Annotated in this window: 22 protein-coding genes; 15 read left to right on the top strand and 7 right to left on the bottom strand. The window is 69.7% G+C overall.

What is annotated here, in order from left to right; translation table 11 throughout:
- The first annotated feature begins 2 nt into the window (after nt 1-2).
- The 6 genes from DOE79_RS18155 to DOE79_RS18130 all read left to right on the top strand — a co-directional run bounded on the left by DOE79_RS18155 (nt 3) and on the right by DOE79_RS18130 (nt 5,327).
- Nucleotides 3-1,097, top strand: coding sequence for a carbohydrate ABC transporter permease (locus DOE79_RS18155; RefSeq protein ID WP_120339698.1), 1,095 nt, complete (start codon nt 3-5; stop codon nt 1,095-1,097).
- On the top strand, nt 1,094-2,002 hold the full coding sequence (locus DOE79_RS18150; RefSeq protein WP_120339697.1) for a carbohydrate ABC transporter permease: 909 nt from the start codon (nt 1,094-1,096) through the stop codon (nt 2,000-2,002). Before DOE79_RS18155 ends, DOE79_RS18150 begins: the two co-directional genes overlap by 4 nt.
- Before the next feature lie 64 nt (nt 2,003-2,066).
- Entirely contained in the window at nt 2,067-4,145 is a 2,079-nt protein-coding gene (locus DOE79_RS18145) for a glycogen debranching N-terminal domain-containing protein (protein WP_120339696.1), read from the top strand.
- Nucleotides 4,146-4,364: 219 nt separating this feature from the next.
- Nucleotides 4,365-4,559, top strand: a complete 195-nt coding sequence (locus tag DOE79_RS18140) for a hypothetical protein (RefSeq protein ID WP_120339695.1) — start codon at nt 4,365-4,367, stop codon at nt 4,557-4,559.
- Nucleotides 4,560-4,773: 214 nt separating this feature from the next.
- Nucleotides 4,774-4,980 carry a hypothetical protein gene (locus DOE79_RS18135; protein ID WP_120339694.1) on the top strand — a complete coding sequence of 69 codons (207 nt, stop codon included), beginning with the start codon at nt 4,774-4,776 and terminating at the stop codon, nt 4,978-4,980.
- A 59-nt stretch (nt 4,981-5,039) separates the two neighbouring features.
- Nucleotides 5,040-5,327 (top strand): hypothetical protein, encoded by a 288-nt coding sequence (locus DOE79_RS18130; RefSeq protein WP_120339693.1) that lies wholly within the window; start codon nt 5,040-5,042, stop codon nt 5,325-5,327.
- A gap of 106 nt (nt 5,328-5,433) precedes the next feature.
- On the opposite strand, the gene DOE79_RS18125 is transcribed toward DOE79_RS18130, so the two are convergent.
- Nucleotides 5,434-5,901, bottom strand: a complete 468-nt coding sequence (locus DOE79_RS18125; RefSeq protein ID WP_120339692.1) for an NUDIX hydrolase — start codon at nt 5,899-5,901, stop codon at nt 5,434-5,436.
- A 227-nt stretch (nt 5,902-6,128) separates the two neighbouring features.
- On the bottom strand, nt 6,129-6,506 hold the full coding sequence (locus DOE79_RS18120) for a VOC family protein (RefSeq protein WP_120339691.1): 378 nt from the start codon (nt 6,504-6,506) through the stop codon (nt 6,129-6,131).
- A gap of 281 nt (nt 6,507-6,787) precedes the next feature.
- Between DOE79_RS18120 and DOE79_RS18115 the strand changes: the two genes are divergently transcribed.
- The 4 genes from DOE79_RS18115 to DOE79_RS18100 all read left to right on the top strand — a co-directional run bounded on the left by DOE79_RS18115 (nt 6,788) and on the right by DOE79_RS18100 (nt 9,826).
- Nucleotides 6,788-7,276 (top strand): type II toxin-antitoxin system HicB family antitoxin, encoded by a 489-nt coding sequence (locus DOE79_RS18115; protein ID WP_120339690.1) that lies wholly within the window; start codon nt 6,788-6,790, stop codon nt 7,274-7,276.
- An 86-nt stretch (nt 7,277-7,362) separates the two neighbouring features.
- On the top strand, nt 7,363-8,208 hold the full coding sequence (locus DOE79_RS18110; RefSeq protein ID WP_120339689.1) for a DUF4097 family beta strand repeat-containing protein: 846 nt from the start codon (nt 7,363-7,365) through the stop codon (nt 8,206-8,208).
- 65 nt (nt 8,209-8,273) lie between these two features.
- Nucleotides 8,274-9,068 (top strand): ABC transporter ATP-binding protein, encoded by a 795-nt coding sequence (locus DOE79_RS18105; RefSeq protein WP_120339688.1) that lies wholly within the window; start codon nt 8,274-8,276, stop codon nt 9,066-9,068.
- Nucleotides 9,065-9,826, top strand: coding sequence for an ABC transporter permease (locus tag DOE79_RS18100; RefSeq protein WP_120339687.1), 762 nt, complete (start codon nt 9,065-9,067; stop codon nt 9,824-9,826). Before DOE79_RS18105 ends, DOE79_RS18100 begins: the two co-directional genes overlap by 4 nt.
- Nucleotides 9,827-9,873: 47 nt before the next feature.
- Here DOE79_RS18100 and DOE79_RS18095 read toward each other — a convergent pair whose 3' ends face one another.
- Nucleotides 9,874-10,173: a helix-turn-helix transcriptional regulator gene (locus DOE79_RS18095; RefSeq protein ID WP_120339686.1), complete on the bottom strand. Its 300-nt coding sequence runs from the start codon at nt 10,171-10,173 to the stop codon at nt 9,874-9,876.
- Between the two features lie 64 nt (nt 10,174-10,237).
- Between DOE79_RS18095 and map the strand changes: the two genes are divergently transcribed.
- Both map and DOE79_RS18085 read left to right on the top strand, forming a co-directional pair.
- On the top strand, nt 10,238-11,008 hold the full coding sequence (gene map / locus DOE79_RS18090) for a type I methionyl aminopeptidase (RefSeq protein WP_120339685.1): 771 nt from the start codon (nt 10,238-10,240) through the stop codon (nt 11,006-11,008).
- 167 nt (nt 11,009-11,175) lie between these two features.
- Nucleotides 11,176-11,364, top strand: coding sequence for a hypothetical protein (locus tag DOE79_RS18085; protein WP_120339684.1), 189 nt, complete (start codon nt 11,176-11,178; stop codon nt 11,362-11,364).
- Between the two features lie 15 nt (nt 11,365-11,379).
- Here the strand turns inward: DOE79_RS18085 and DOE79_RS18080 are convergent, their stop codons facing one another.
- Both DOE79_RS18080 and DOE79_RS18075 read right to left on the bottom strand, forming a co-directional pair.
- Nucleotides 11,380-11,946, bottom strand: a complete 567-nt coding sequence (locus tag DOE79_RS18080; protein ID WP_120339683.1) for an SOUL family heme-binding protein — start codon at nt 11,944-11,946, stop codon at nt 11,380-11,382.
- A gap of 392 nt (nt 11,947-12,338) precedes the next feature.
- Nucleotides 12,339-14,519, bottom strand: coding sequence for an elongation factor G-like protein EF-G2 (locus DOE79_RS18075; RefSeq protein WP_120339682.1), 2,181 nt, complete (start codon nt 14,517-14,519; stop codon nt 12,339-12,341).
- A 256-nt stretch (nt 14,520-14,775) separates the two neighbouring features.
- Between DOE79_RS18075 and DOE79_RS18070 the strand changes: the two genes are divergently transcribed.
- Both DOE79_RS18070 and DOE79_RS18065 read left to right on the top strand, forming a co-directional pair.
- Nucleotides 14,776-18,003: an EAL domain-containing protein gene (locus DOE79_RS18070; RefSeq protein WP_162942834.1), complete on the top strand. Its 3,228-nt coding sequence runs from the start codon at nt 14,776-14,778 to the stop codon at nt 18,001-18,003.
- A gap of 32 nt (nt 18,004-18,035) precedes the next feature.
- Nucleotides 18,036-18,509, top strand: a complete 474-nt coding sequence (locus DOE79_RS18065) for a DUF1294 domain-containing protein (RefSeq protein ID WP_120339680.1) — start codon at nt 18,036-18,038, stop codon at nt 18,507-18,509.
- Between the two features lie 43 nt (nt 18,510-18,552).
- Here DOE79_RS18065 and DOE79_RS20680 read toward each other — a convergent pair whose 3' ends face one another.
- The gene (locus tag DOE79_RS20680) at nt 18,553-18,702 is read right to left on the bottom strand and encodes a hypothetical protein (RefSeq protein ID WP_162942833.1); all 150 of its coding nucleotides are present in this window, start codon (nt 18,700-18,702) and stop codon (nt 18,553-18,555) included.
- 82 nt (nt 18,703-18,784) lie between these two features.
- Nucleotides 18,785-19,186, bottom strand: coding sequence for a winged helix-turn-helix transcriptional regulator (locus tag DOE79_RS18060; protein ID WP_120339679.1), 402 nt, complete (start codon nt 19,184-19,186; stop codon nt 18,785-18,787).
- A gap of 135 nt (nt 19,187-19,321) precedes the next feature.
- Here DOE79_RS18060 and DOE79_RS18055 point away from each other — a divergent pair, with 135 nt between their 5' ends.
- Entirely contained in the window at nt 19,322-19,906 is a 585-nt protein-coding gene (locus DOE79_RS18055) for an NADPH-dependent FMN reductase (RefSeq protein WP_120339678.1), read from the top strand.
- Nucleotides 19,907-19,978: the final 72 nt, after the last annotated feature.

Genomic DNA, 19,978 nt, shown 5'->3' with positions numbered 1-19,978 from the left:
CCATGACGACACCTGCTCGCACGTCTCGCCGCTCCGGAATCCGGGGCGGCGAGGCCGCCTCGGGGTGGCTGTTCACCGCCCCGATGATCATCCTCCTCGGCATGTTCCTGGTCATCCCGGTGCTGATGGCCCTCTGGGTGAGCTTCTCCGACTGGAACGGCCGCGGCAGCCCCTTCGCCGGCACGGTGTCGTTCGTGGGCATGGACAACTACTCCGCCCTGCTGGGCGGCGGCGGTCTGGCCGAGCAGGACTTCGGCACGGCCCTGCGTAACAACGCCTGGTACGTGCTCCTGGTCGTGCCGATCCAGACCATGCTCTCGTTGTTCCTGGCCGTGCTGGTGAACCGGGCGATCCTGCGCGGTCGCGGGTTCTTCCGCACCGCGTTCTATTTCCCGTCGGTCACCAGCTCGGTCGCCATCACCGTGCTCTGGCTGTTCCTGTTCAGCTCCACCGGCGCGGTGAACAAGCTGCTCTCCTTCATCGGCGTGAACGGGCCTAACTGGTTCAACGACCCCAGCGGCGTGCTGCACAACATCCTCCGGGTCTTCGGCGTGCAGACGGGCCCGGCGGCTCTCACCGGCAACTCCTTTCTCGGCATCTCCTTCTGGGAGTGGCTCGCCGGGCCATCCGTGGCCATGAGCGCGTTCATCCTGATGGCCGTGTTCACCACCAGCGGCACGTTCATGCTGCTCTTCATCGCGGCGCTGCAGAACCTCAGCGGCGACGTCGTGGAAGCGGCCATGATGGACGGTGCCAACGGCTGGCAGCGCTTCTGGCGGGTCACCCTCCCCCAGTTGCGTCCGACGCTGTTCACCGTGCTCACCCTGGGCCTGATCGGCGCCTGGCAGGTGTTCGACCAGATCTACACGGGCACCCAGGGTGGTCCGGGCAAGACCACGCTCACCCCGGCCTACCTCTCCTACCAAACCGCGTTCACCAACCAGGCGTGGGGCCAGGGCGCCGCCATCGCGTTCATCCTGTTCGTGATCATCGTGGTCTTCACCCTCTTCCAGCGCTGGCTGCTGGCCGAACGCGCCGTCTCCGCCCGCCGGATGCGCCTGTACGTGCAGACCCCCACTGACGGAGGTTCCAAATGAGCACCACCGCACGCGCCCGAGTGAAGCCCAGCTCCCCCTCCCAGCGGCTGCGCACCCTGAGCCGGCCGCAGCTGCCCACCTCCGCCGTCGCCGGCCGGTCGCTGCTCTACGCCATCCTGATCGTGCTCGCGATCATCTACATCGCCCCGTTCCTGGTGCAGGTCGCCACGTCGTTCAAGACGGATGCCGAAGCCGCGAGCAATCCGATGTCGCTGATTCCGGCCACCTGGTCGTCGGCCGCGTACGAGAAGTTGTTCCTCAACTCGGACTTCCCGGTCTGGTTCCAGAACTCCGCCATCGTCACGGTCTTCGTCACCCTCGGCCGGGTGTTCTTCAACTCCCTGGCCGGGTATGCGTTGGCCCGGCTGCACTTCCGGGGCCGCAACGTGATCTTCGCGCTGCTCATCGCCGTGATGAGCGTGCCCGGTGTGGTGCTGCTGATCCCCAAGTTCCTGGTGATCAACCAGCTGGGCATCTACGACACCTACGTGGCCATGATCGTGCCGCTGCTCACCGATGCCGCGGGCGTGTTCATCATGAAGAACTTCTTTGAGTCCATCCCCGCCAGCGTCGAGGAGCAGGCCCGCATCGACGGCGCCGGCACCTTCCGGGTGTTCTGGTCGATCGTGCTGCCGATGGCCCGGCCGGCGCTGGTGACCATCATCATCCTGTCGTTCCAGGGCTCCTGGAACGAGCTGTCGCACTTCATCGTGGCCACCCAATCGCCCGAACTCACCACGCTCACCAAGGGCGTCGCGTCGCTGGCCTCCGGGCAGCTGAGCCAGGGCACGCAGTACCCGCTCAAGCTGGCCGCGGCGGCGATCATGACCATCCCGGTGGCGGTGATGTTCTTCATCTTCCAGAAACGCATCATGAACACCACCGACGGGGCCGTGAAGGAGTAGCCGCTCCTCCCCACTTCGTTTCCCCGGATCCGCACCACAACACCACTGGAGTCGTACCTCACTCATGCTTTCCCACCCCGTCCAGCCCCTGCTCCACGATTCCGCCATCGTTCTGGCCGCGCCCACCCAGGCGTGGTCCGGCACCGACGGGCGCACGAGCCTGCCGATCCACGGCCTCTATCACGCCGACACCCGCATCCTCTCCGGGTGGACCGTGTCGGTCGGCGGCGCCGCCGGTGAGCCGATCGGCTCGGCCGCCCGCGGTGCCGGTGAGATGACGTTCACCGCGCTGCTCCGGCACCTCGACGACCGTACCGCCGACCCGCGGCTGCGACTGCACGTCACCCGCACGGTCACCGCCGGCCGGCTCACCGAGCAGGTCACCATCGAGTCCGGGCTGGCCGAACCGATCGACACCACCGTGGCCGTGCGGCTGTCGGCGGACTTCGCCGATATGCAGACCGTCAAGGCCGGTCTGGCCAGCGCGGCCGACCGGGCCGCGTTCCCGGCGGCCGAGCTGCCCGAGACCCCGGTGGTCGAGGTGCAGACCACGGATGCGGGCCTCCGCCTGACCACGCCCACCGTGGCGGCGCTCGTGCAGGTGAGCGGCGACGGCGTGCTGGGCACGGATGCCGCGGCGCTCGGCCGGCACTCGGCCGACCCGGTCGGCGCCCCCGGGCCCACCGAACTCGGCGCCAACTGGGCGGTCACCGTGCCGGCTCGCGGCAGCGTCACCGTCACCTGGACCGTCGACATCGACCACTCCGCCACCGTCGTGCAGGCGGCCCCCGGGCTGCCCGAGTGGGCGGGCGTGTCGGTGCAGTCCGGCGACGCCCGGCTGGGCCGCTGGGTGCAGAAGGCGTTGGAGGACCTCTCCGGCCTGCGGATGGCCACCACCGCCCGCCCGGAGGAACCGTTCCTGGCCGCCGGCGCCCCGTGGTTCTTCACCCTGTTCGGCCGCGACTCGATCTGGGCCGCCCGGTTCCTGCTGCCGCTGGGCACCGAGCTGGCCGCCTCCACGCTGCGCATCCTCGCCGAGCTGCAGGGCACCGAGGTCAACGACGAGACCGCCGAGCAGCCCGGCAAGATCATGCACGAACTGCGCCCGGCCGCGTTCACCATCCCCGGCGAAGACGTCTCACTGCCGCCGCTGTACTACGGCACCGTCGACGCCACCCCGCTGTGGATCTGCCTGCTCGCCGACGCCCACCGTTGGGGCATGGCCGACGCCGAGGTCGAGGCCCTGCTGCCGCACCTCGAGGCGGCCCTGGCCTGGATGCGTGACTTCGGCGACAGCGACGGCGACGGGTTCCTGGAGTACGTCGACAGCACCGGCCACGGCCTGGCCAACCAGGGCTGGAAGGACTCCGGCGACTCGATCCAGTGGCGTGACGGCAGCCTCGCCGACGGCCCCATCGCGCTCTGCGAGGTGCAGGCCTACGCCTACCAGGCCGCGATCGGCGGCGCCGCCCTGCTCGACGCGTTCGGCCGGCCCGGCGGCGACACCTGGCGCGCGTGGGCGGAGAACCTCAAGGCCCGGTTCCGGGAATCCTTCTGGATCGACTCGGCCGAGGGCCGCTACCCGGCCGTGGCACTGGATGCGTTCAAGCGCCCGGTCGACACCGTGACCAGCAATATCGGCCACCTGCTCGGCACCGGCCTGCTCTCCGCCGAGGAAGCCGCCCTCGTCGCCGCCCGGCTGGTCTCCCCCGAGCTCAACTCCGGGTACGGCCTGCGCACCATGTCCACCGACTCGGCCGGCTACTGGCCGGTGAGCTACCACGGCGGCTCGGTGTGGACCCACGACACCGCCATCGCGATCGCCGGCCTCGGCCGCGACGGCTTCGGCGCCGAGGCGGGCGCGCTGATCAGCGGGCTCCTCGCCGCCGCCGAGTCCTTCGACTACCGGATGCCCGAGCTGCACTCCGGCGACGCCGCATCCGCTGTCACCGCCGCTGGGGCTTATCCGGCCGCCTGCCGCCCGCAGGCCTGGTCCGCCGCCGCCGCGGTGGCGGTGCTCGGCACCGTGCTCGGCCTGGCCCCCGACCCGGCCACCGGCGAGGTGCTCTCCACCCCGATCACCCCGGCCGTGGTCGGCGAGGTCACCCTGCACCGCCCCGACGCCACTGTGCGGGTCGGCTAGCCCCCGCCACCGTCCTCCACGGGGAGGCGATGCATAACTCCTGCAATTCTCCAGAGCCCGGCAACGGATGCGCTGCGGTGACCCGGAATTCCGGGCCCGCGACCGTGGCGCCGGCAGAATTGCAGGGGTTGTGCGCACACCGCCACGGACACCTCCTCTGAACCGGCCACGCGCCCGCCAGCCGGGCTGTAAGGTGACTCTCAACAGCAGAGGAGCCACATGAACCGGGTCCACCTGACATTGCGCACCGTGCCCGCCATCGCCGCACTTCTCGCGTCGGCCGTTCTGCTCCTCGGTCAGATCCCGGTGTTCTCGGGTGTCGCGGCCTTGTTCTGGCTCCTGAGCCTCGCCCTCATCCTGGTCGGGCTGGTTACGAGCATCATGGTGGTCGTCCGAAAGCGCTCGCACACCTAGGTCTGCACCGCACTAAGCGTCCCGACGGTGCCCACGACGCCCGTACCTGCGCGTGTGCACCGAATGTCAGGCAATTCCGTGACGATTCGGCCGCTGCGCCCCTCTCAGTAGTGAGGGCGGGCCAATCACTGCGGCACTGCGGCGATCACGCCCGTCCTCGCCACACGCTTGCGTTGACACGTCCGCGTCCACCGCACCCAGAAAGCAGGCCACCATGACCGCTCTACGCCTCCTCTTCACCGCCGCCATCGCCTTCGCCGCGTACTTCATCGGAGCCAAGGCAGGCCGCGGCCGCTACAAGCAGATCCGTCGGAACGCCAAGAAGGCATGGAACGACCCGACCGTGAAGAAGGCTCGCGCCCGCACCCACAAGCTGGCCAGCCGCAACGCGAAGAAGATCACCAAGGCCGTTCACCGCTAAGCCGTTCGCCGCGTCGCCCTGAACCGCCCGATCCCGACCCCTCGCCCGAAAGGACACCCATGACTGACAACACCGCCCAGCAGGCCCAGCACCTCGCCGAGGACGCCGCCGACAAGGCCACCGACCTCGCCGAGCAGGCCCGCCACGCCATCGACGACACCGTCTCCACCGTCAAGTCGGCCGTCAGCGACCTCGACCTCGACAAGACCGCCGACACCGTCATCGCGACGGCGCACGAGACGCTCGACAAGATCACCGCGGCCTACAAGCGCAACCCGGCCCTGGTGCTCACCATCGCGTCGGTCGCCCTCGCGATCGTCGGCACGATCGTCTCGCGCCGCCGCTAGCCGGCCCAGGGCCGCCACCACGGCCCGTCACCGAACCGGGTGGCCTCATTCACTACACACGGATGCTGCCACCCGGTTTTTCTGTGCGCTCAGGTTCGGTGTGCGCTCAGTGTCCGAGCAACTCGGCGAGCGCCCCGAGCACCGCCACCTGCCCCTTCACCAGCTTCTCCCGCGCCTGCGGAATACTCACCCAGCGGGCATCGTCGATCTCGGGGAACTGCTTGATCGTGCCCGATCCCCTGGGCCACTCGAGGTCGAAGGTGTTGCTCGTCACCTTCTCCACGGCGAGGTCGGTACGGGCGGCGAACACCGTCACCACCTTCCCCGAGGGCTGCCGGAACACCCCCAGCTGCGCGTAGTCCGCGGCCGGAGCGGGAACGCCGATCTCCTCCTCGAACTCACGCCTGGCCACCGTGAACGGATCTTCCCCCGGCTCGTACTCCCCCTTGGGGATCGACCACGCTGCGGCATCCTTGCGCGCCCAGAATGGGCCACCCATGTGCGCGATCCACACTTGCAGCTCCCCGGCATCCGTCACCCGATACAACAGGATGCCCGCACTGAACACGGTCATTGCGCTCCTCCCCGTACCAGGGCCGCCACCGTGCCTGCCCGCGCACTCCAGCGCTTCGCTACGTCCATACTCCTAGTGTCACCCCGCGCTCCACGCGTTCGCGGCACAGGCCCTGGCGGTGCCTAAAGAGAGGCAATAGTGAGTTCAAGAGGACCCCCGCGGCCGGAAGGTCCTCAGAAACTCGCGAAGTCCTTCTAACCGTGCATCAGCGCGGCCGCGGAGAGCGATCAGGCCTGCGGCGGGTGCTCGGCCACGCAGAAGAGGTTGCCCTCGGGGTCGGCGAGCGTGGTCCACTGCACGTGGGCGAACTCCTTGAGCACATCCCACTTGAAGGCGGCCCCGAGGCCGATGAGGCGCTCGACCTCGCGTGCCCGGGACCCCCACGGCACCGTGAGGTCGAGGTGGGTCGTCTGGTGCGGCGGCCGCGGTGCGGTGCGCGGCTGGAAGAACATCGCGAACCCGTCCGGCCCGGCCTGCGGCAGGTACGAGCTCGCGCCTCCCGGCGACGGCGTAGCCCCGGTCACGGATGCCCAGAATCCGGCGAGCAGGGCCGGGTCGTCGGCTTCCAGGTTGATGGCACCGAGGCTGATCCGATGGGTCGTCATGCCCCGACGCTAACAGGCAGCTCAGACACCCGACCGGTTAGCCCCGAGCACCCGTGCGCTAAGCCAAAAAGGCAAAAGTGAGATTAAAAGGATGCCCGCGGCCATTTCGTCCTCACAACCTCGCGAAGTCCTTTTTATCGTGCGACGTCCACCCGTGGGCCGCACATCTGGGGTCGGACCGCGGATGTCTGCAACGCCCCATGGGCATACTGACACCACTCTCTCCGAAATTGACACCATAAATCCTTGCGGTGACACCACAGTGGTGTCACACTGAAGTCATGGAACTCGCACCGTACGTCACCGACCTTCAGCGGCAGCTTCTCGAGGTCGCGGAGACCGGCAGCGACGACACCCGCGCGGCGGCCGAACGGCTTGCCGCGGGGCTCGACGCGGCCGCTCGGCTGGTGCTGCTCGACGTGCTGTCGGCCGCGGCCGGCGAGATCACCCGTGACCTCGCCCCCGGGTCGGTGGACCTGCGGCTGCGCGGGCGCGAGGTGGAATTCGTTGTGACAGCGCCCACGGCCGAGCCGGAGGGTGACGACGGCTCCGCCGCATCCGTCGACCTGGACGATGTGAGCACCTCACGCACGACGCTGCGCCTGCCCGACGCCCTCAAGGCGCGGGTCGACGAGGCGGCCCTGGCCGACGGCCTGTCGGTCAACACCTGGTTGGTGCGCGCCATCGCGGCGGCGGTGCAGCCCAAACAACGACGCTCCGCGCAGCGCACCCTGCGCACCGGCGACAACTTCGCAGGCTGGGCGCGCTAAGCCCAGGCCCCGCCGTACCACCAGCTCCGCGCACCCGCGGGGCCGGTCCGTCATACCCACAATGCCCACGAAAGGCAGGCGTCAGCATGCCCAGCTTCCCCACCACTAGCCCGATCGACCTGGCCGTCAACCTGCAGGTCGGCGACCTCGAGATCGTCGCCGGCGACCGCACCGAGACCGTCGTGACCGTGTCGCCGAGCAACCCGGCCAAGGCCGTCGACCGTCGCGGCGCCGACGAGACCCGGGTCGACTTCGACGGGCAAAGGCTCACCGTGACCGGCCCGCGGCCCCGGCTCAGCTGGATCGGCCCCACCGAGTCCGTCGACGTGCGAGTGGAGCTGCCGTCGGGGTCACGGCTCACCGCGGAAATCGCGGTGGGCGGCGTGCACACCACCGGCCGGCTCGGCGCCACCCGCATCAAGTGCTCGATGGGCGCGGTGGACGTCGACGGCACGGGCGACCTCTGGCTGCGCGCCGGGCACGGCACCATCACCGTCAACGGCATCGGGGGCGGCGCGGAGATCACGGCCGATCACGGGCAGATCCGGGTCGGCAGCGTGGCCGGCGACGCGCTCCTCAAGGCCTCGCACGGCAGCATCGAGATCGGCCAGTCCGGCGGCGACCTGGACGCCAAGCTCTCCTACGGTGACCTCGAGATCGCCCGGGCGCTGGCCTCGGTGACCGCGAAGACCGCCTACGGCAGCATCCGGCTGAACGAGGTCTCGGGCGGATCCGTCCAGGTGGAGAGCGGCTACGGCCAGGTCACCATCGGTGTGCGGCCCGGCGTGGCCGCCTGGCTCGATCTCGCGTCGAAGGACGGCCGGGTGCGCAACCAGCTCGAGGCCGACCGCGCGCCCGCGGAGTCCGAGCCCACCGTCGCGGTGCGGGCACGCACCCAGTACGGCGACATCACCGTGCGGCACGCCCACTGACGGCCGCCCACCGATCCGGCACCTCGAGAAGACCACCACCACCACCCACAGAAGGGAACAACATCATGAGCGACACTCTCACCCGGCACCCGGCGATCCGGGTGCAGGACATCGAGAAGTCCTACAAGGAGCTGCACGTGCTGCGCGGCGTCAGCTTCGACGTCGCCCCGGGCAGCATCTTCGCCCTGCTCGGCTCCAACGGCGCCGGCAAGACCACCCTGTTGCGCATCCTGTCGACCCTGCTCCGGTTCGATGCCGGCACCGCCGCCGTGAACGGGTTCGACGTCGCCTCCGCGCCACTGAAGGTTCGCGAGTCGATCAGTCTCACCGGGCAATTCGCCGCGGTCGACGAGATCCTCTCTGGCAAGGAGAACCTCGTACTGATGGCCAAGCTGCGCCACCTCGCGAACCCCGGCCAGGTGGCGGATGCGCTGCTGGCGCGTTTCGACCTCGCCGACGCGGCCACCCGCCGGGTGTCGGCCTACTCGGGCGGTATGCGCCGGCGGCTGGACATCGCCATGAGCCTGATCGGGCACCCCGAGGTGATCTTCCTCGACGAACCGACCACCGGACTCGACCCGGAGGCCCGCCAAGAGGTGTGGCAGGTGGTGCGAGACCTCGCGGCGCAGGGCACCACGGTGCTGCTCACCACGCAGCACCTCGAAGAGGCCGAACAACTCGCCGACCGCATCGCGATCCTGCACGAGGGGCGCATCATCGCGAACGGCACCCTCGCCGAGCTCAAGCGGCTGCTGCCGCCCGCGAAGGTCGAGTACATCGAACGACAGCCCACCCTCGAGGAGATCTTCTTCGCGCTGGTGGGCACCACTCCCCACGAGCCCGGAAAGGACCCATCATGAGCACCCACTTCATCGCCGACACGAGCAGCCTGCTGGGCCGGTCGCTCCGCCACATTACCCGCAGCGCCGACACGATCATCACGACGGCGATCACACCGATCGCCATCCTGTTGCTCTTCGTCTACGTGCTCGGCGGCGCCATCAACACGGGCACCGGCAACTACGTCACCTACCTGCTGCCCGGGATCATGCTGATCGCGATCGCGTCCGGCATCGCCTACACGGCCGTACGGCTGTTCACCGATCTGCAGAGCGGCATCTTCGAACGCTTCCACTCCATGCCGATCAACCGGTCCTCGGTGCTGTGGGCACATGTGCTCACCTCGCTGGTGGCCAACGGGATCTCGGTCGTCATCATCGTGGCGGTCGGCCTGGCCATGGGTTTCCGCACCTCGGCGGGCCCGCTGGCCTGGCTCGCCGTGGCCGGCATCCTGGCCTTGTTCACCCTGGCGCTCACCTGGGTCGCGGTCATCGCGGGCCTCTCCGCTAAAACAGTGGATGGCGCGGCCGGGTTCTCCTACCCGCTGATCTTCCTGCCGTTCATCAGTTCGGCGTTCGTACCCACCGACACCATGCCGGGGCCGGTGCGGGTGTTCGCCGAGAATCAGCCGGTCACGGCGATCGTCAACACGATCCAGCAGCTGTTCGCCGGGGAGCCGGTCGGCAGCGACATCTGGGTGGCGCTGGCCTGGTGCGTGGGCATCCTGGTGCTTGCGTACGGGTTCGCGATGCGGGTCTACCGGCGCAAGGTGAGCTGAGCGACCCGGCGACCGCGGGCATCCGGGGGTGCGGCTCGCGCCGAAGCCTACGAGGCCAGGCGCTCCCGGGGCGCGCGGCCTCCGACAGGCTCATTATCGCGCTCGGGCTCGGAGATCTCGGCCCACACGGCGTCGAGGGAGAGGCCCACGACCTGGGCGATCGCCGCGATGGTCGGGAACGCGGGGGTGGCGACGCGGCCCGACTCGATCTTGCGCAAGGTCTCCGGCGAGACGCCGGCATCCAGGGCGATGTCGAGCATCGAGCGCGCTCCCCTGGCCCGGCGCAGCAGGGCGCCGAGGCGCGCTCCACGCTCGACTTCAGCGACTGTGAGCGGCAACCTGACCATGCCGCCCAGTCTAACCGGGATACTTAGACCGGTATAGTTATTGGTTCCAGACGAGAGGCGCGGCATGATCGAGATCCTGAACCCCACCGAGGTGGCCCGAGCGCGCGAAACCGGCGCGCTGGTCGCCACCATCCTGCAGACCATGAAGAGCCGCAGCGCCGTGGGCACCAACCTGCTCGACATCGACCGGTGGGCTCAGGCCATGATCCTCGAGGCCGGTGCCGAGTCCTGCTACGTCGACTACGCGCCGTCGTTCGGCCGTGGGCCGTTCGGCCACTACATCTGCACCTCCGTCAACGAGGCCGTGCTGCACGGCCTGCCGCACGACTACGCCCTGGCCGACGGCGACCTGGTGTCGCTCGACCTCGCCGTGCTGCTGGGTGGCATCGCCGCCGACTCGGCCATCAGCTTCATCGTGGGTGACACCCGGCCGCCGGAGAGCGTCGCACTGATCGACGCAACCGAGCGCGCCCTGCAGGCCGGCATCGCCGCCGCCGGGCCCGGCGCCCGCATCGGCGACATCTCGCACGCCATCGGCACGGTGCTCGACGCCGCCGGCTACCCCGTCAACGTCGAGTTCGGCGGTCACGGCATCGGCTCAACGATGCACCAGGACCCGCACGTGTCCAACACCGGCCGCCCCGGCCGCGGCTACACGTTGCGCCCCGGGCTGCTGCTGGCCCTCGAGCCCTGGGTGATGGTCGACACCGACAAGCTCGTGACGGATGCCGACGGCTGGACCCTCCGCAGCGCCACCGGCTGCCGCACGGCCCACAGCGAGCACACCATCGCGATCACCGACGACGGCGCCGAGATCCTCACCCTGGCCCGCTGACCTTCCCGGCAGCACTCCCCCGCCGCCGTCCCCTTTCATAGCTCCTGCATTTCGTCGGAACTGGCCGCCGGAATTGCCGGCTGACCGGGTTCGGGGCGGATTCTGCAGGAGCTGTGCTCGCGGCGCGCCCGCTGGGGTGCCGGATGGGGTGCCACTAACCTGCCGGGATGGACAACACAACCGTCGTATACGAGAACAGTGGCTGGTGGCTCGCTCTCGCGATCGTCACCGCCGGCCTGGCCGAGATGAAGGGACGCAGGCGCTGGATCTGGTTCGTGCTCGGACTCCTGCTCGGCCCGCTCGCCACGGCGCTCGTCGTCGTCTGGGCCAGACCGGATTCCGCCCCGCTCCGCTGAGACCCGTGCGGGTGTTTAGCCGGCGACGACGTCGAGCAGCACCTCGTTGCGCCGCAGGAACGCAGGCTTGAAGGGCGGGTCGAACCGGGCGAACCGCGGCGTGCCCGTCGCGGTGAGCCCGGCGGCGCCGACGGCAGTTCGCAGCTCCTCCAGGTGCGTGCGATAGCCGTCTTCGGTCCAGCGCCCCCGGTAGCGGATGGCGGCCACGAGACTCTCGGGCACGGTGCGCAGGTGCACCTGCGGGCTGGTCGGGCGCGGGGCGGTGGCCTCGGTGAGCCCGGCGGGCAGCACGAACGCGACCCGGTGGCTGCCATCGGCGGTGCCGCCGGGCTGTTGCACGACGGGAGCCGTCATCGCGATCTTCGTCGACGCCGCATCTTGCACCACCGGGGCGGTCATCGCGACCTTGGCCCGGAAGACGTTCTCGCCGCTGATGTAGTTGAACAGGTACCGGAAGGCGCGGTTGCCGGCATCCTCGAACGCGCCGTCCACTACGACTTCGGCCAGAACGTGCTCGGGGTAGCGGCGCACCTCAAAGTCGTCGTAGCTCCGCACCACGTCATAGGGCTGCTGCTCGGTCATCTCTCAACGGTACTCCGCGCGGCGTGAATCCTGCCCGAGAGGGTCCCGCGCGCGTTGCGCGGGCAACGCGCCGCTCCGCCCCGGGCACGCCACCCGCGCAGCGGCGCCACCCCAGCGCAACGCGCGGCCCGGCCAACTCACCCGCGCAACGGCGCCACACCCGCGTAACGGCGCGGCTCCCGCGCAAACCGACATGCGGGCCACGCGCCGCTCCGCCCCGGGCACGCCACCCGCGCAGCGGCGCCGCTCCCGCGCAACCCGACGCGCGGGCCACGCGCCGCTCCGCCCCGGGCACGCCACCCGCGCAGCGGCGCCGCTCCCGCGCAACCCGGCGCGAGGGCCTGCCGGCTCCGGCGCGGATGCCTGCGCTCTCCCCCGGCGCGGATGCCCGGTCAGGCGTGTACCGCCGCCGACGCCACCTTGGCCGGCACCGGTTCGTGGCGCAGGTAGCGGCGCCGGAAGGTGCCGCTTCCCGCGGTGAGGGCCCGCAGCTCGATGGCGTAGCGGAGCAGTTCAGCATCCGGGATCTCGGCGTTGATCTCGGTGCGCTCGTCGGCGCCCGTGTTCGTGCGTTCCTCGGCCACCGAGGTGGTGCCGGTCATGTGACCGCGGCGCGTGGAGAGGTCGGTCATCACCGGGCCCACGAAGGCGTCAGGCACGGTGATCGTGACCATCGAGACGGGCTCCAACAGCTGGATCCGGCCCGCCGCGGCAGCCTCCCGCAACGCGAGGGCGCCGGCGGACTGGAACGCCGCATCCGACGAGTCCACGCTGTGCGCCTTGCCGCCCACCAGGTTCACCCGGATGTCGACCACGGGGAACCCCGCCGCGACGCCCCGGGCCATCTGCGCGCGCACGCCCTTCTCCACCGACTCGATGTAGTGGCCAGGCACCACCCCGCCGACCACCCTGTTCACGAACTCGAAGCCGGCGCCGCGCTCGAGCGGCTCCACCTCGATGTCGCAGATGCCGAACTGACCGTGTCCGCCGGACTGCTTCACGTACCGGCCGCGGGCGGCGACCGGCGTGGCGAAGGTCTCGCGCAGCGGCGTGATCACGTCCACGGTCTGCACGTGCACGCCCTGCGCACGCAGCCGGTCGAGCACCACCTCTGCGTGTGCCTCGCCCATGCACCAGAGCACCAGCTGATGGGTTTCGGCGTTCCGCTCCACGCGCAGGGTGGGGTCGACGGCGGCGACCTTGCCGAGATTCTTGGCCAGCGCATCGTCGTCGCTGTGCGCCTCACCTTGCACGGCCACGGGCATCAGCGGCTCCGGCATCTCCCACGCTGCCACCAGCAGGGGGTTGTCCCGGTCGGAGACGGTGTCTCCGGTCTCGGCGTCGGCGAGCCGGGTCAGCGCGCAGATGTCCCCCGCCACGCTAAACGGCACCGGCCGCAGGGTCGCGCCAAGCGGGGACTGCAGGTGGGTGACGCGTTCGTCGCTGTCGTGGTCCTGATGGCCCCGGTCGGCGAGCCCGTGCCCGCCGATGTGCACGATGCTGTCCTCCCGCAGGGTGCCGGAGAAGAGCCGCACGAGGCAGACCCGGCCGAGGAACGAGTCGATGGTGGTGCGCACCACCTCGCCCACCAGCGGCCCGGCGGGGTCGCAGCTGAGCGTCGTCACCGGCCGACCGGCCAGGTCGGTCACCGACGGCAGCGCCCGCTCGAGCGGCGAGGGGAACGCGCCGGTGAGCAGGTCCAGCAGTTCGGCCAAGCCCATCCCGGTCTCGGCGGAGGTCGCCAACACCGGATAGAACGAGCCGCGGGCCACCGCGATCTCCAGGTCGGCGGTGAGGGTGTCCAGGGCGATTTCGGCGCCGCCGAGGTACCGGTCGAGCAAGGTCTCGTCTTCGCTCTCGGCAATGATGCCCTCGATCAGGGTCGACCGCGCCGGTTCCGAGTCGAGGAGTTCAGCCTCCGTCGCCGGGCGCAGGGCGGCCCCGGCCTCCGACACCGTGCCGGTCAGCAACCCCAGCAGCCCGGTGATGGCGCCGCCGCGCCACACCGGCACATACACGGGCAGCACCCCGGCGCCGAAGCTCTCCCGGCAGGCCGCGAGCACCGCATCGTACCCGGCCCGCGGATGGTCGACCCGGCTTATCACGACGGCCCGCGGCATCCCGATCCGCTCACACTCCAACCAGAGCGCCGTGGTGGCCGCGTCGACACCGTCCACGGCGGAGACCACGAACAGCGCCGCATCCGCCGCCCGCAACCCCGCCCGCATCTCGCCGATGAAGTCGGCGTAACCCGGGGTGTCGAGCAGGTTCACCTTCACGTCGCCCACCGTCAGCGGCACGACCGACAGGGCCACCGAGCGTTGCTGGTGCACCTCGGACGGGTCCGAGTCGCTCACCGTGCTGCCGGCTTCGATCGAGCCCAGCCGGGTGATGGCGCCCGTGGCCATGAGCAGCGCTTCGGTGAGCAGGGTCTTGCCGGCCCCCGACCGGCCCACCAGGGCCACGTTGCGGATCTTCGCCGGGTCGCTCGCGGGTGCACCCGACGCGGAGGCCCGGCGTTGTTCCGCGCCGCCGCGACCCTTCGACGCATCCTGTGTGCCTTTTCCCACCATGTGCAGCTCCCGACCTCGTCGTCCCGGCGCCAACCGCACCGTCACAACCGATTGATACCCAGTCCGGCCCAGTCGGCAAGGGCAGCGGCCCAGGCCGCGCCTCGGCTTCCGAACGAGCGGCGCAATGCCCCCCATACACGGCACGCGAGCCGGGAAGATTGTGCCAGTATTGACCTCAAATCAGCGAAACGTTGGGTTCGCGCGAGAGGGCGTGATGACAACGGGGACCGCGGCTTCGCCGGACCAGGGCAACCACATGCGATGGCTCGGCACGGTCCCTGACGCGCTGCTCGCCCAGCTGCCTACGGTGCCGGTCGGCACCGCGATCGCGGTGCACCGCGCGTCCGACGGCGCAGTCATCGGGTCCAACGCGGATGCGGCCCGGCTGCTGCACCTGAGTTGGGACCAGTTGCTCGGGCGTCTGCCCGGCGACCAGCGGTGGGCGCCGATCGACGAATGGGGTGTGCCCATGTCGCCCGAGCGAGAACCGGCGCTACTGACCCTGGCCTCCGGGCGGCCGACGACCGACACCTTGCTGGGCATCTCGCTGCCCGGCGAGGGGGACGGGCCCGAATATCTCATGTGGCTCAACGTGTCGGCGCGCCTTGCCATCGACGCCCCCGGCGCCGCCCTCGCAGTGATCGCCGTGTTCGCTGATGTCACCGAAACCGACCGGGGGCGTGCAGCAACCCGGCTCGTCTTCGCCGGCTACCGTGCCCTGTCCGACAGCGTCACCGACTTCGTGCTTCGCACTTCCCCCGACGGAACCGTGCTGTGGGCCTCAGCTTCGGTGATTGCGGCGACCGGCTGGACACCCGAGTCCCTGATCGGGCGGCCAGGGGCCGAGTTCTCCGATCCGGCCGAACCCTGGCAGGGCCTGGCCGCCACCGCCCTCCTGGCGGCAGGGAAGGGCTCCGCGGGCCGCTGCCGGTTCCGTTCACACGAGGGCTCCTACCGGTGGTTCTTCCATTCCTCCCGGCCGCTGCTGACGCACTCCGGTGCCGTGACCGGGGGCGTGCACGGCTTCACCAGCATCGACTCGCTCGTCGACGCTGAGCGCACCGCCGAGGCCGAACGCGCCCGGCTGCGCGCGTCGCTGGACAGCCTGGCCGATCCGTACGTTCTCGTCGAGGCCCTGCGGGACGCGCAGGGCGGCATCCTGGACTTCATCATCACGGAAGCCAATCCGGCTGCCTGCCGGTTCCACCGGATGTCACGGGAGCAGATTCTGGGCGGGTCACTGCTCAATCCCATGCCGGCGGCGATCTCGCGTTCCCTCGCCGAGCTGTGCACCGGGGTGCTGGACACAGGCGAGCCGCGCACCATCGACGGGTTCCACTACGCGTCGCCGCGGGAGGGCGGGGCCGACCGCTGGTACGACTTCCGTGGGGCCCCGCTGGGCGACGGAGTCTCAATGGTCTGGCGGGACGTGACCAGCCGGCACCTCGCCGATCGGGCGGTGCGCGATTCCGAGCAGCGCTATCGGCTGCTAGCCGAGAACGCGTCCGACATCGTGATCATGGTCGACCCGCACGATCAGCAGATCTGGGCGTCGCCGTCGCTGGAGGAAGCACTGGGCTGGACTCCCGAGCAGGTGGTGATGCGAGCCGCGAGCGAGTTCGTGCATCCTGACGACCTGATCGAGTTGGACGCCATGGGCACTCCGGATGGTCACGACGCCCCCGGTCGGGGCGTGCAGAGGCTGCCCCCGTTTCGCGTTCAGCACCGCAATGGGCAGTACCGCTGGATCTCGGCCCGCACCCGCGACGTCCTGGACGACGACGGCACCCTCACCGGCCGGGTCATTGCGGTGCGCGATGTCCATGAGGAGACCCTCGCGGCGCAGGCCCTCGAACGGTCCGAACAGATGTTCCGCAGCGTGCTCGTGTCGGCGGCCAACGGTGTCATCATCTGCGACTTCAGTGGGCGCATCCAACTGGTCAACGAGGCGATGTGCCGGATGGTGCAGCGTGACGAGGCGTGGCTGCTGGGCCGGTTCACCCACGACCTGGTGCACCCCGACGACGAAGCATCCTTGATCCAGGCGCGCTCGGTGACGATCTCAGATACGCCAGGACAGGTCCTGGAAGTACGGCTGGTGCGGGCTGACGGCGCCATCATCTGGGCCAGGCGCACGGCCTCCCTGATCCGCAGCACGGATGCCCCGCCGACGCTCCTGGTGGTGCAACTGGAGGATGTCACGGCGGAGCATCTGGCGCGCGAGGAGCTGCTGTTCCTGGCGTTCAACGACCGGCTCACCGGCATGCGCAACCGGGAGTGGATTCTCTCCCAGCTGGAAGCCGACCTCGCGGCCGCCCGGCTCGACCCGGGCACGGTCGGAGTGCTCTTCATCGACCTCGACAACTTCAAGCTCGTCAACGATTCCCTCGGCCACGAGGCCGGCGACGAGGTGCTCGCCGAGATCGCCCGGCGCCTGCAAACCGCTATGCGCCCCACCGACAGGGTCGCCCGGTTCGGCGGCGACGAGTTCGTGGTCGTGGTTCCCTCGGTGAACGACACCGCCGAGATCGAGCGGATGGCCCAGCGCATCGCCGCCGCAGTCGGCACCGAACTGCGCGTGCACGGGCACCGCATCATCCCGACCGTGTCGATCGGCATCGCCCTGTCGACCGCGGAGTCCAGCTCCGCCAGTCTGCTGCGCGACACCGACTCCGCCCTGTTCCACGCCAAGCGCGAGGGCCGGGCCCGGTGGCGGTTGTTCGACGCCACCATGCACTCGCAGGCCATGACCCGGCTGACCGTGGAGGATGAGATCCGAACCGGACTTCTGCACGGCGAGTTCGTGGTGCACTACCAACCGATCGTGGCGCTGGCGGACCGCAGCGTCGTGGGGTACGAGGCCCTCGTGCGCTGGCAGCATCCACAACGCGACCTGCTCTCCCCCGCCGCGTTCATGCCGACCGCCGAGGACAGCGGCCTGATCGTGGGCATCGGCGCATCCGTTCTCGAACAGGTGTGTGGGATGCTGGCCCGCCACCCGGAAGCACCTCCCGTGAGCATCAACGTGTCGGCGGTGGAACTGGTCTGCGACGACTGGGCCGAGCGATTCCTGGCGACCCTCACCCGGCACACGGTGGAACCTTCCCGGCTCATCGTGGAGATCACCGAGACAGCCGTGCTCTCCCTGGGGGCGCACACCGTCGACAGTCTCATCGCCCTCCGCGACCTCGGCGCTGGGCTGCATGTGGACGACTTCGGCACCGGGTTCTCCTCGATTGCGCTCTTGCGCGACCTTCCGGTGACGGGCCTCAAACTCGACGCCAGCTTCGTCTCCGGTCTCGACGGCAGTGAGGACAGCGCCGACACCCTCGCCACCGGGCTGGCGGGCCTGGTCACCCATCTCGGGCTCACCGGTGTCGCAGAGGGCGTGGAAACCGAGATTCAGGCGGCTGCCCTTACTCGCCAGGGTTGGCAGCATGGGCAGGGATATCTCTTCGGCCGCCCAGCCCCCTGGCCCGGCTGAGTACCGCGGCCGGCAACGGTTACGATCGAGCCATGCCTTCCCGGACCCAGCGCGACCACTCCGCTCGGGCGCACCCCTCTGGGCGGATGCCCACCCCGGGTCGCCGGCCGGTGCCACGCCGCAGAGCGGGCGTCACCCCCTACCTGCCGATCCTGCTCTTCGTGATCGGCTACCTCGTGGTCAACGCGCTCTGGCCGATCCCGCTCTGGGTGGCCGGGCTGTACCTCGTCACCAGCGTCGTCTGCTTCGTCGTGTATGCGGCCGACAAATCCGCCGCCCGGGCCGACCGGCGGCGGGTGCCGGAGCGGACGTTGCTCGGCTTGGGCATCGTGGGCGGCTGGCCGGGCGCCATCGTCGCCCAGCAGACCCTGCGCCACAAGACCCAGAAGGTCAGCTTCCGGCGGGCGTTCTGGGGCAGCGTGGTCGTGAACCTCATGGTGTTCGCGGTGTTCGCGACGCCGGCGTTCGCCCTGTTCGTGGAGTGGACCAAGCGCTCGGTGCTCTGACCTCGGCGGCCTCGGCGCCCGGCGATCGCCGGCTGCGTCGTGGTTACTCGGGCGGGCGGGCTGCCCCGGTTTGCATCCACTTGGCGTGATCCCGCAGACCGTAGCGCACACCGAGCCTGATCACCCAGAACAAGGCGAACGCGGCGAGCGCGACGATGAGCAGGTAGATAAGAAGTCCCAATGCGCTGGTCATCGCGCAAATCTACCGTTGGAGCGGCCGAAGCCGAAATTCCGGCGCGCCGAAGACCGGCCCGGTACGAGCCGGCCGGATGCGCTCAGCTGTCGAACCGGGCGCGGCTCGCTTCGATCTCGGACCGGTGCCGCTGCGTCCAGTCGATGAACGCCCGCACGGGTTCGCTCAGGGTGGTACCCAGCGTGGTGAGCTCGTACTCCACCCGCGGCGGAGACTCGGGATAGCTCGTCCGCGAGACCAGACCGTCGCGTTCCAGCGCGCGCAGCGTACGCGTGAGCATCCGATGGGAGATGCCCGGAATGTCGACCATGAGATGGGTGAACCGCACCGGCCCCGCGTTGAGGGCGCGGATGACGCTCATCGACCACTTGTCGCTGGTCAGGGAGAAGACATCGCGCACCAGGGCGCGGGAACTCGGTTCCCGGCACAGGGCATCCGAATCAGGGTCGAGCGTGAAATCGGTTTCAGCGGGCAGCGCTGTCATCCCGGGTTTCTTCCCTTCGTGTGCGTCACGCACCTCAAAGTGCGCGACCAGGTGCGGGACTAAAACGGCGTCGGAACCGCTTCCCAGTACTGCCAACGTGCATTACGCACAATTAGTTCCCAAGGAGAAGAACCCGTGACCAAGATCGCCATCATTCTCGGCAGCACTCGCCCCGGACGCAACGGTGAGGCCGTCGCCAAGTGGGTGCAGGGCATCGCTGCACGCCGCAGCGACGCCAAATTCGAGCTCGTCGACCTCGCCGATTTCCCGCTGCCGCACTTCGACGAACCGGGGTCGCCGGCGATGGGCGTCTACTCGAACGACCACACCAAGGCCTGGTCGGCCAAGATCGCCGAGTTCGACGGTTACGTCTTCGTCACTCCCGAGTACAACCACTCCACCTCCGGAGTGCTGAAGAACGCGCTCGACTACCTCTACACCGAGTGGAACAACAAGGCTGCCGCGTTCGTGAGCTACGGTGGCGTCGGCGGGGCCCGGGCCGTCGAGCACCTGCGGCTCGTCGCCTCCGAGCTGCAGCTGGCCACCGTGCGCGGCCAGGTCGCCATTTCCCTGGCCACGGAGTTCGAGAACTACTCGGTCTTCAAGCCGAGCGACTACCTGCTTCCCCAGGTCGACACCATGCTCGACCAGGTCGTCGCCTGGTCGAAGGCGCTCGAGCCGCTGCGCGCCACGGATGACCAGGATCAGGCTGCCGCGTAGCCCGCGTTTCCAGGGCGCGCGGGTCGGGCGCCGCTGAGCAGGTGGCGTGCCACCGGCGCAGCGGCGGCCTGC

The sequence above is a fragment of the Cryobacterium soli genome (genome assembly GCF_003611035.1).
GTDB lineage: Bacteria > Actinomycetota > Actinomycetes > Actinomycetales > Microbacteriaceae > Cryobacterium > Cryobacterium soli.
The sequence above is the reverse complement of the archived record's forward strand: the minus strand, read 5'-3'. Positions and strand labels throughout refer to the sequence as shown.

Bases quoted from the DNA above. Each gene is read 5' to 3' on its own strand.
- DOE79_RS18155 (WP_120339698.1), top strand. From the start codon at position 3: ATGACGACACCTGCTCGCACGTCTCGCCGCTCCGGAATCCGGGGCGGC.
- DOE79_RS18150 (WP_120339697.1), top strand. From the start codon at position 1,094: ATGAGCACCACCGCACGCGCCCGAGTGAAGCCCAGCTCCCCCTCCCAG.
- DOE79_RS18145 (WP_120339696.1), top strand. From the start codon at position 2,067: ATGCTTTCCCACCCCGTCCAGCCCCTGCTCCACGATTCCGCCATCGTT.
- DOE79_RS18140 (WP_120339695.1), top strand. From the start codon at position 4,365: ATGAACCGGGTCCACCTGACATTGCGCACCGTGCCCGCCATCGCCGCA.
- DOE79_RS18135 (WP_120339694.1), top strand. From the start codon at position 4,774: ATGACCGCTCTACGCCTCCTCTTCACCGCCGCCATCGCCTTCGCCGCG.
- DOE79_RS18130 (WP_120339693.1), top strand. From the start codon at position 5,040: ATGACTGACAACACCGCCCAGCAGGCCCAGCACCTCGCCGAGGACGCC.
- DOE79_RS18125 (WP_120339692.1), bottom strand. From the start codon at position 5,901: ATGACCGTGTTCAGTGCGGGCATCCTGTTGTATCGGGTGACGGATGCC.
- DOE79_RS18120 (WP_120339691.1), bottom strand. From the start codon at position 6,506: ATGACGACCCATCGGATCAGCCTCGGTGCCATCAACCTGGAAGCCGAC.
- DOE79_RS18115 (WP_120339690.1), top strand. From the start codon at position 6,788: ATGGAACTCGCACCGTACGTCACCGACCTTCAGCGGCAGCTTCTCGAG.
- DOE79_RS18110 (WP_120339689.1), top strand. From the start codon at position 7,363: ATGCCCAGCTTCCCCACCACTAGCCCGATCGACCTGGCCGTCAACCTG.
- DOE79_RS18105 (WP_120339688.1), top strand. From the start codon at position 8,274: ATGAGCGACACTCTCACCCGGCACCCGGCGATCCGGGTGCAGGACATC.
- DOE79_RS18100 (WP_120339687.1), top strand. From the start codon at position 9,065: ATGAGCACCCACTTCATCGCCGACACGAGCAGCCTGCTGGGCCGGTCG.
- DOE79_RS18095 (WP_120339686.1), bottom strand. From the start codon at position 10,173: ATGGTCAGGTTGCCGCTCACAGTCGCTGAAGTCGAGCGTGGAGCGCGC.
- map (WP_120339685.1), top strand. From the start codon at position 10,238: ATGATCGAGATCCTGAACCCCACCGAGGTGGCCCGAGCGCGCGAAACC.
- DOE79_RS18085 (WP_120339684.1), top strand. From the start codon at position 11,176: ATGGACAACACAACCGTCGTATACGAGAACAGTGGCTGGTGGCTCGCT.
- DOE79_RS18080 (WP_120339683.1), bottom strand. From the start codon at position 11,946: ATGACCGAGCAGCAGCCCTATGACGTGGTGCGGAGCTACGACGACTTT.
- DOE79_RS18075 (WP_120339682.1), bottom strand. From the start codon at position 14,519: ATGGTGGGAAAAGGCACACAGGATGCGTCGAAGGGTCGCGGCGGCGCG.
- DOE79_RS18070 (WP_162942834.1), top strand. From the start codon at position 14,776: ATGCGATGGCTCGGCACGGTCCCTGACGCGCTGCTCGCCCAGCTGCCT.
- DOE79_RS18065 (WP_120339680.1), top strand. From the start codon at position 18,036: ATGCCTTCCCGGACCCAGCGCGACCACTCCGCTCGGGCGCACCCCTCT.
- DOE79_RS20680 (WP_162942833.1), bottom strand. From the start codon at position 18,702: ATGACCAGCGCATTGGGACTTCTTATCTACCTGCTCATCGTCGCGCTC.
- DOE79_RS18060 (WP_120339679.1), bottom strand. From the start codon at position 19,186: ATGACAGCGCTGCCCGCTGAAACCGATTTCACGCTCGACCCTGATTCG.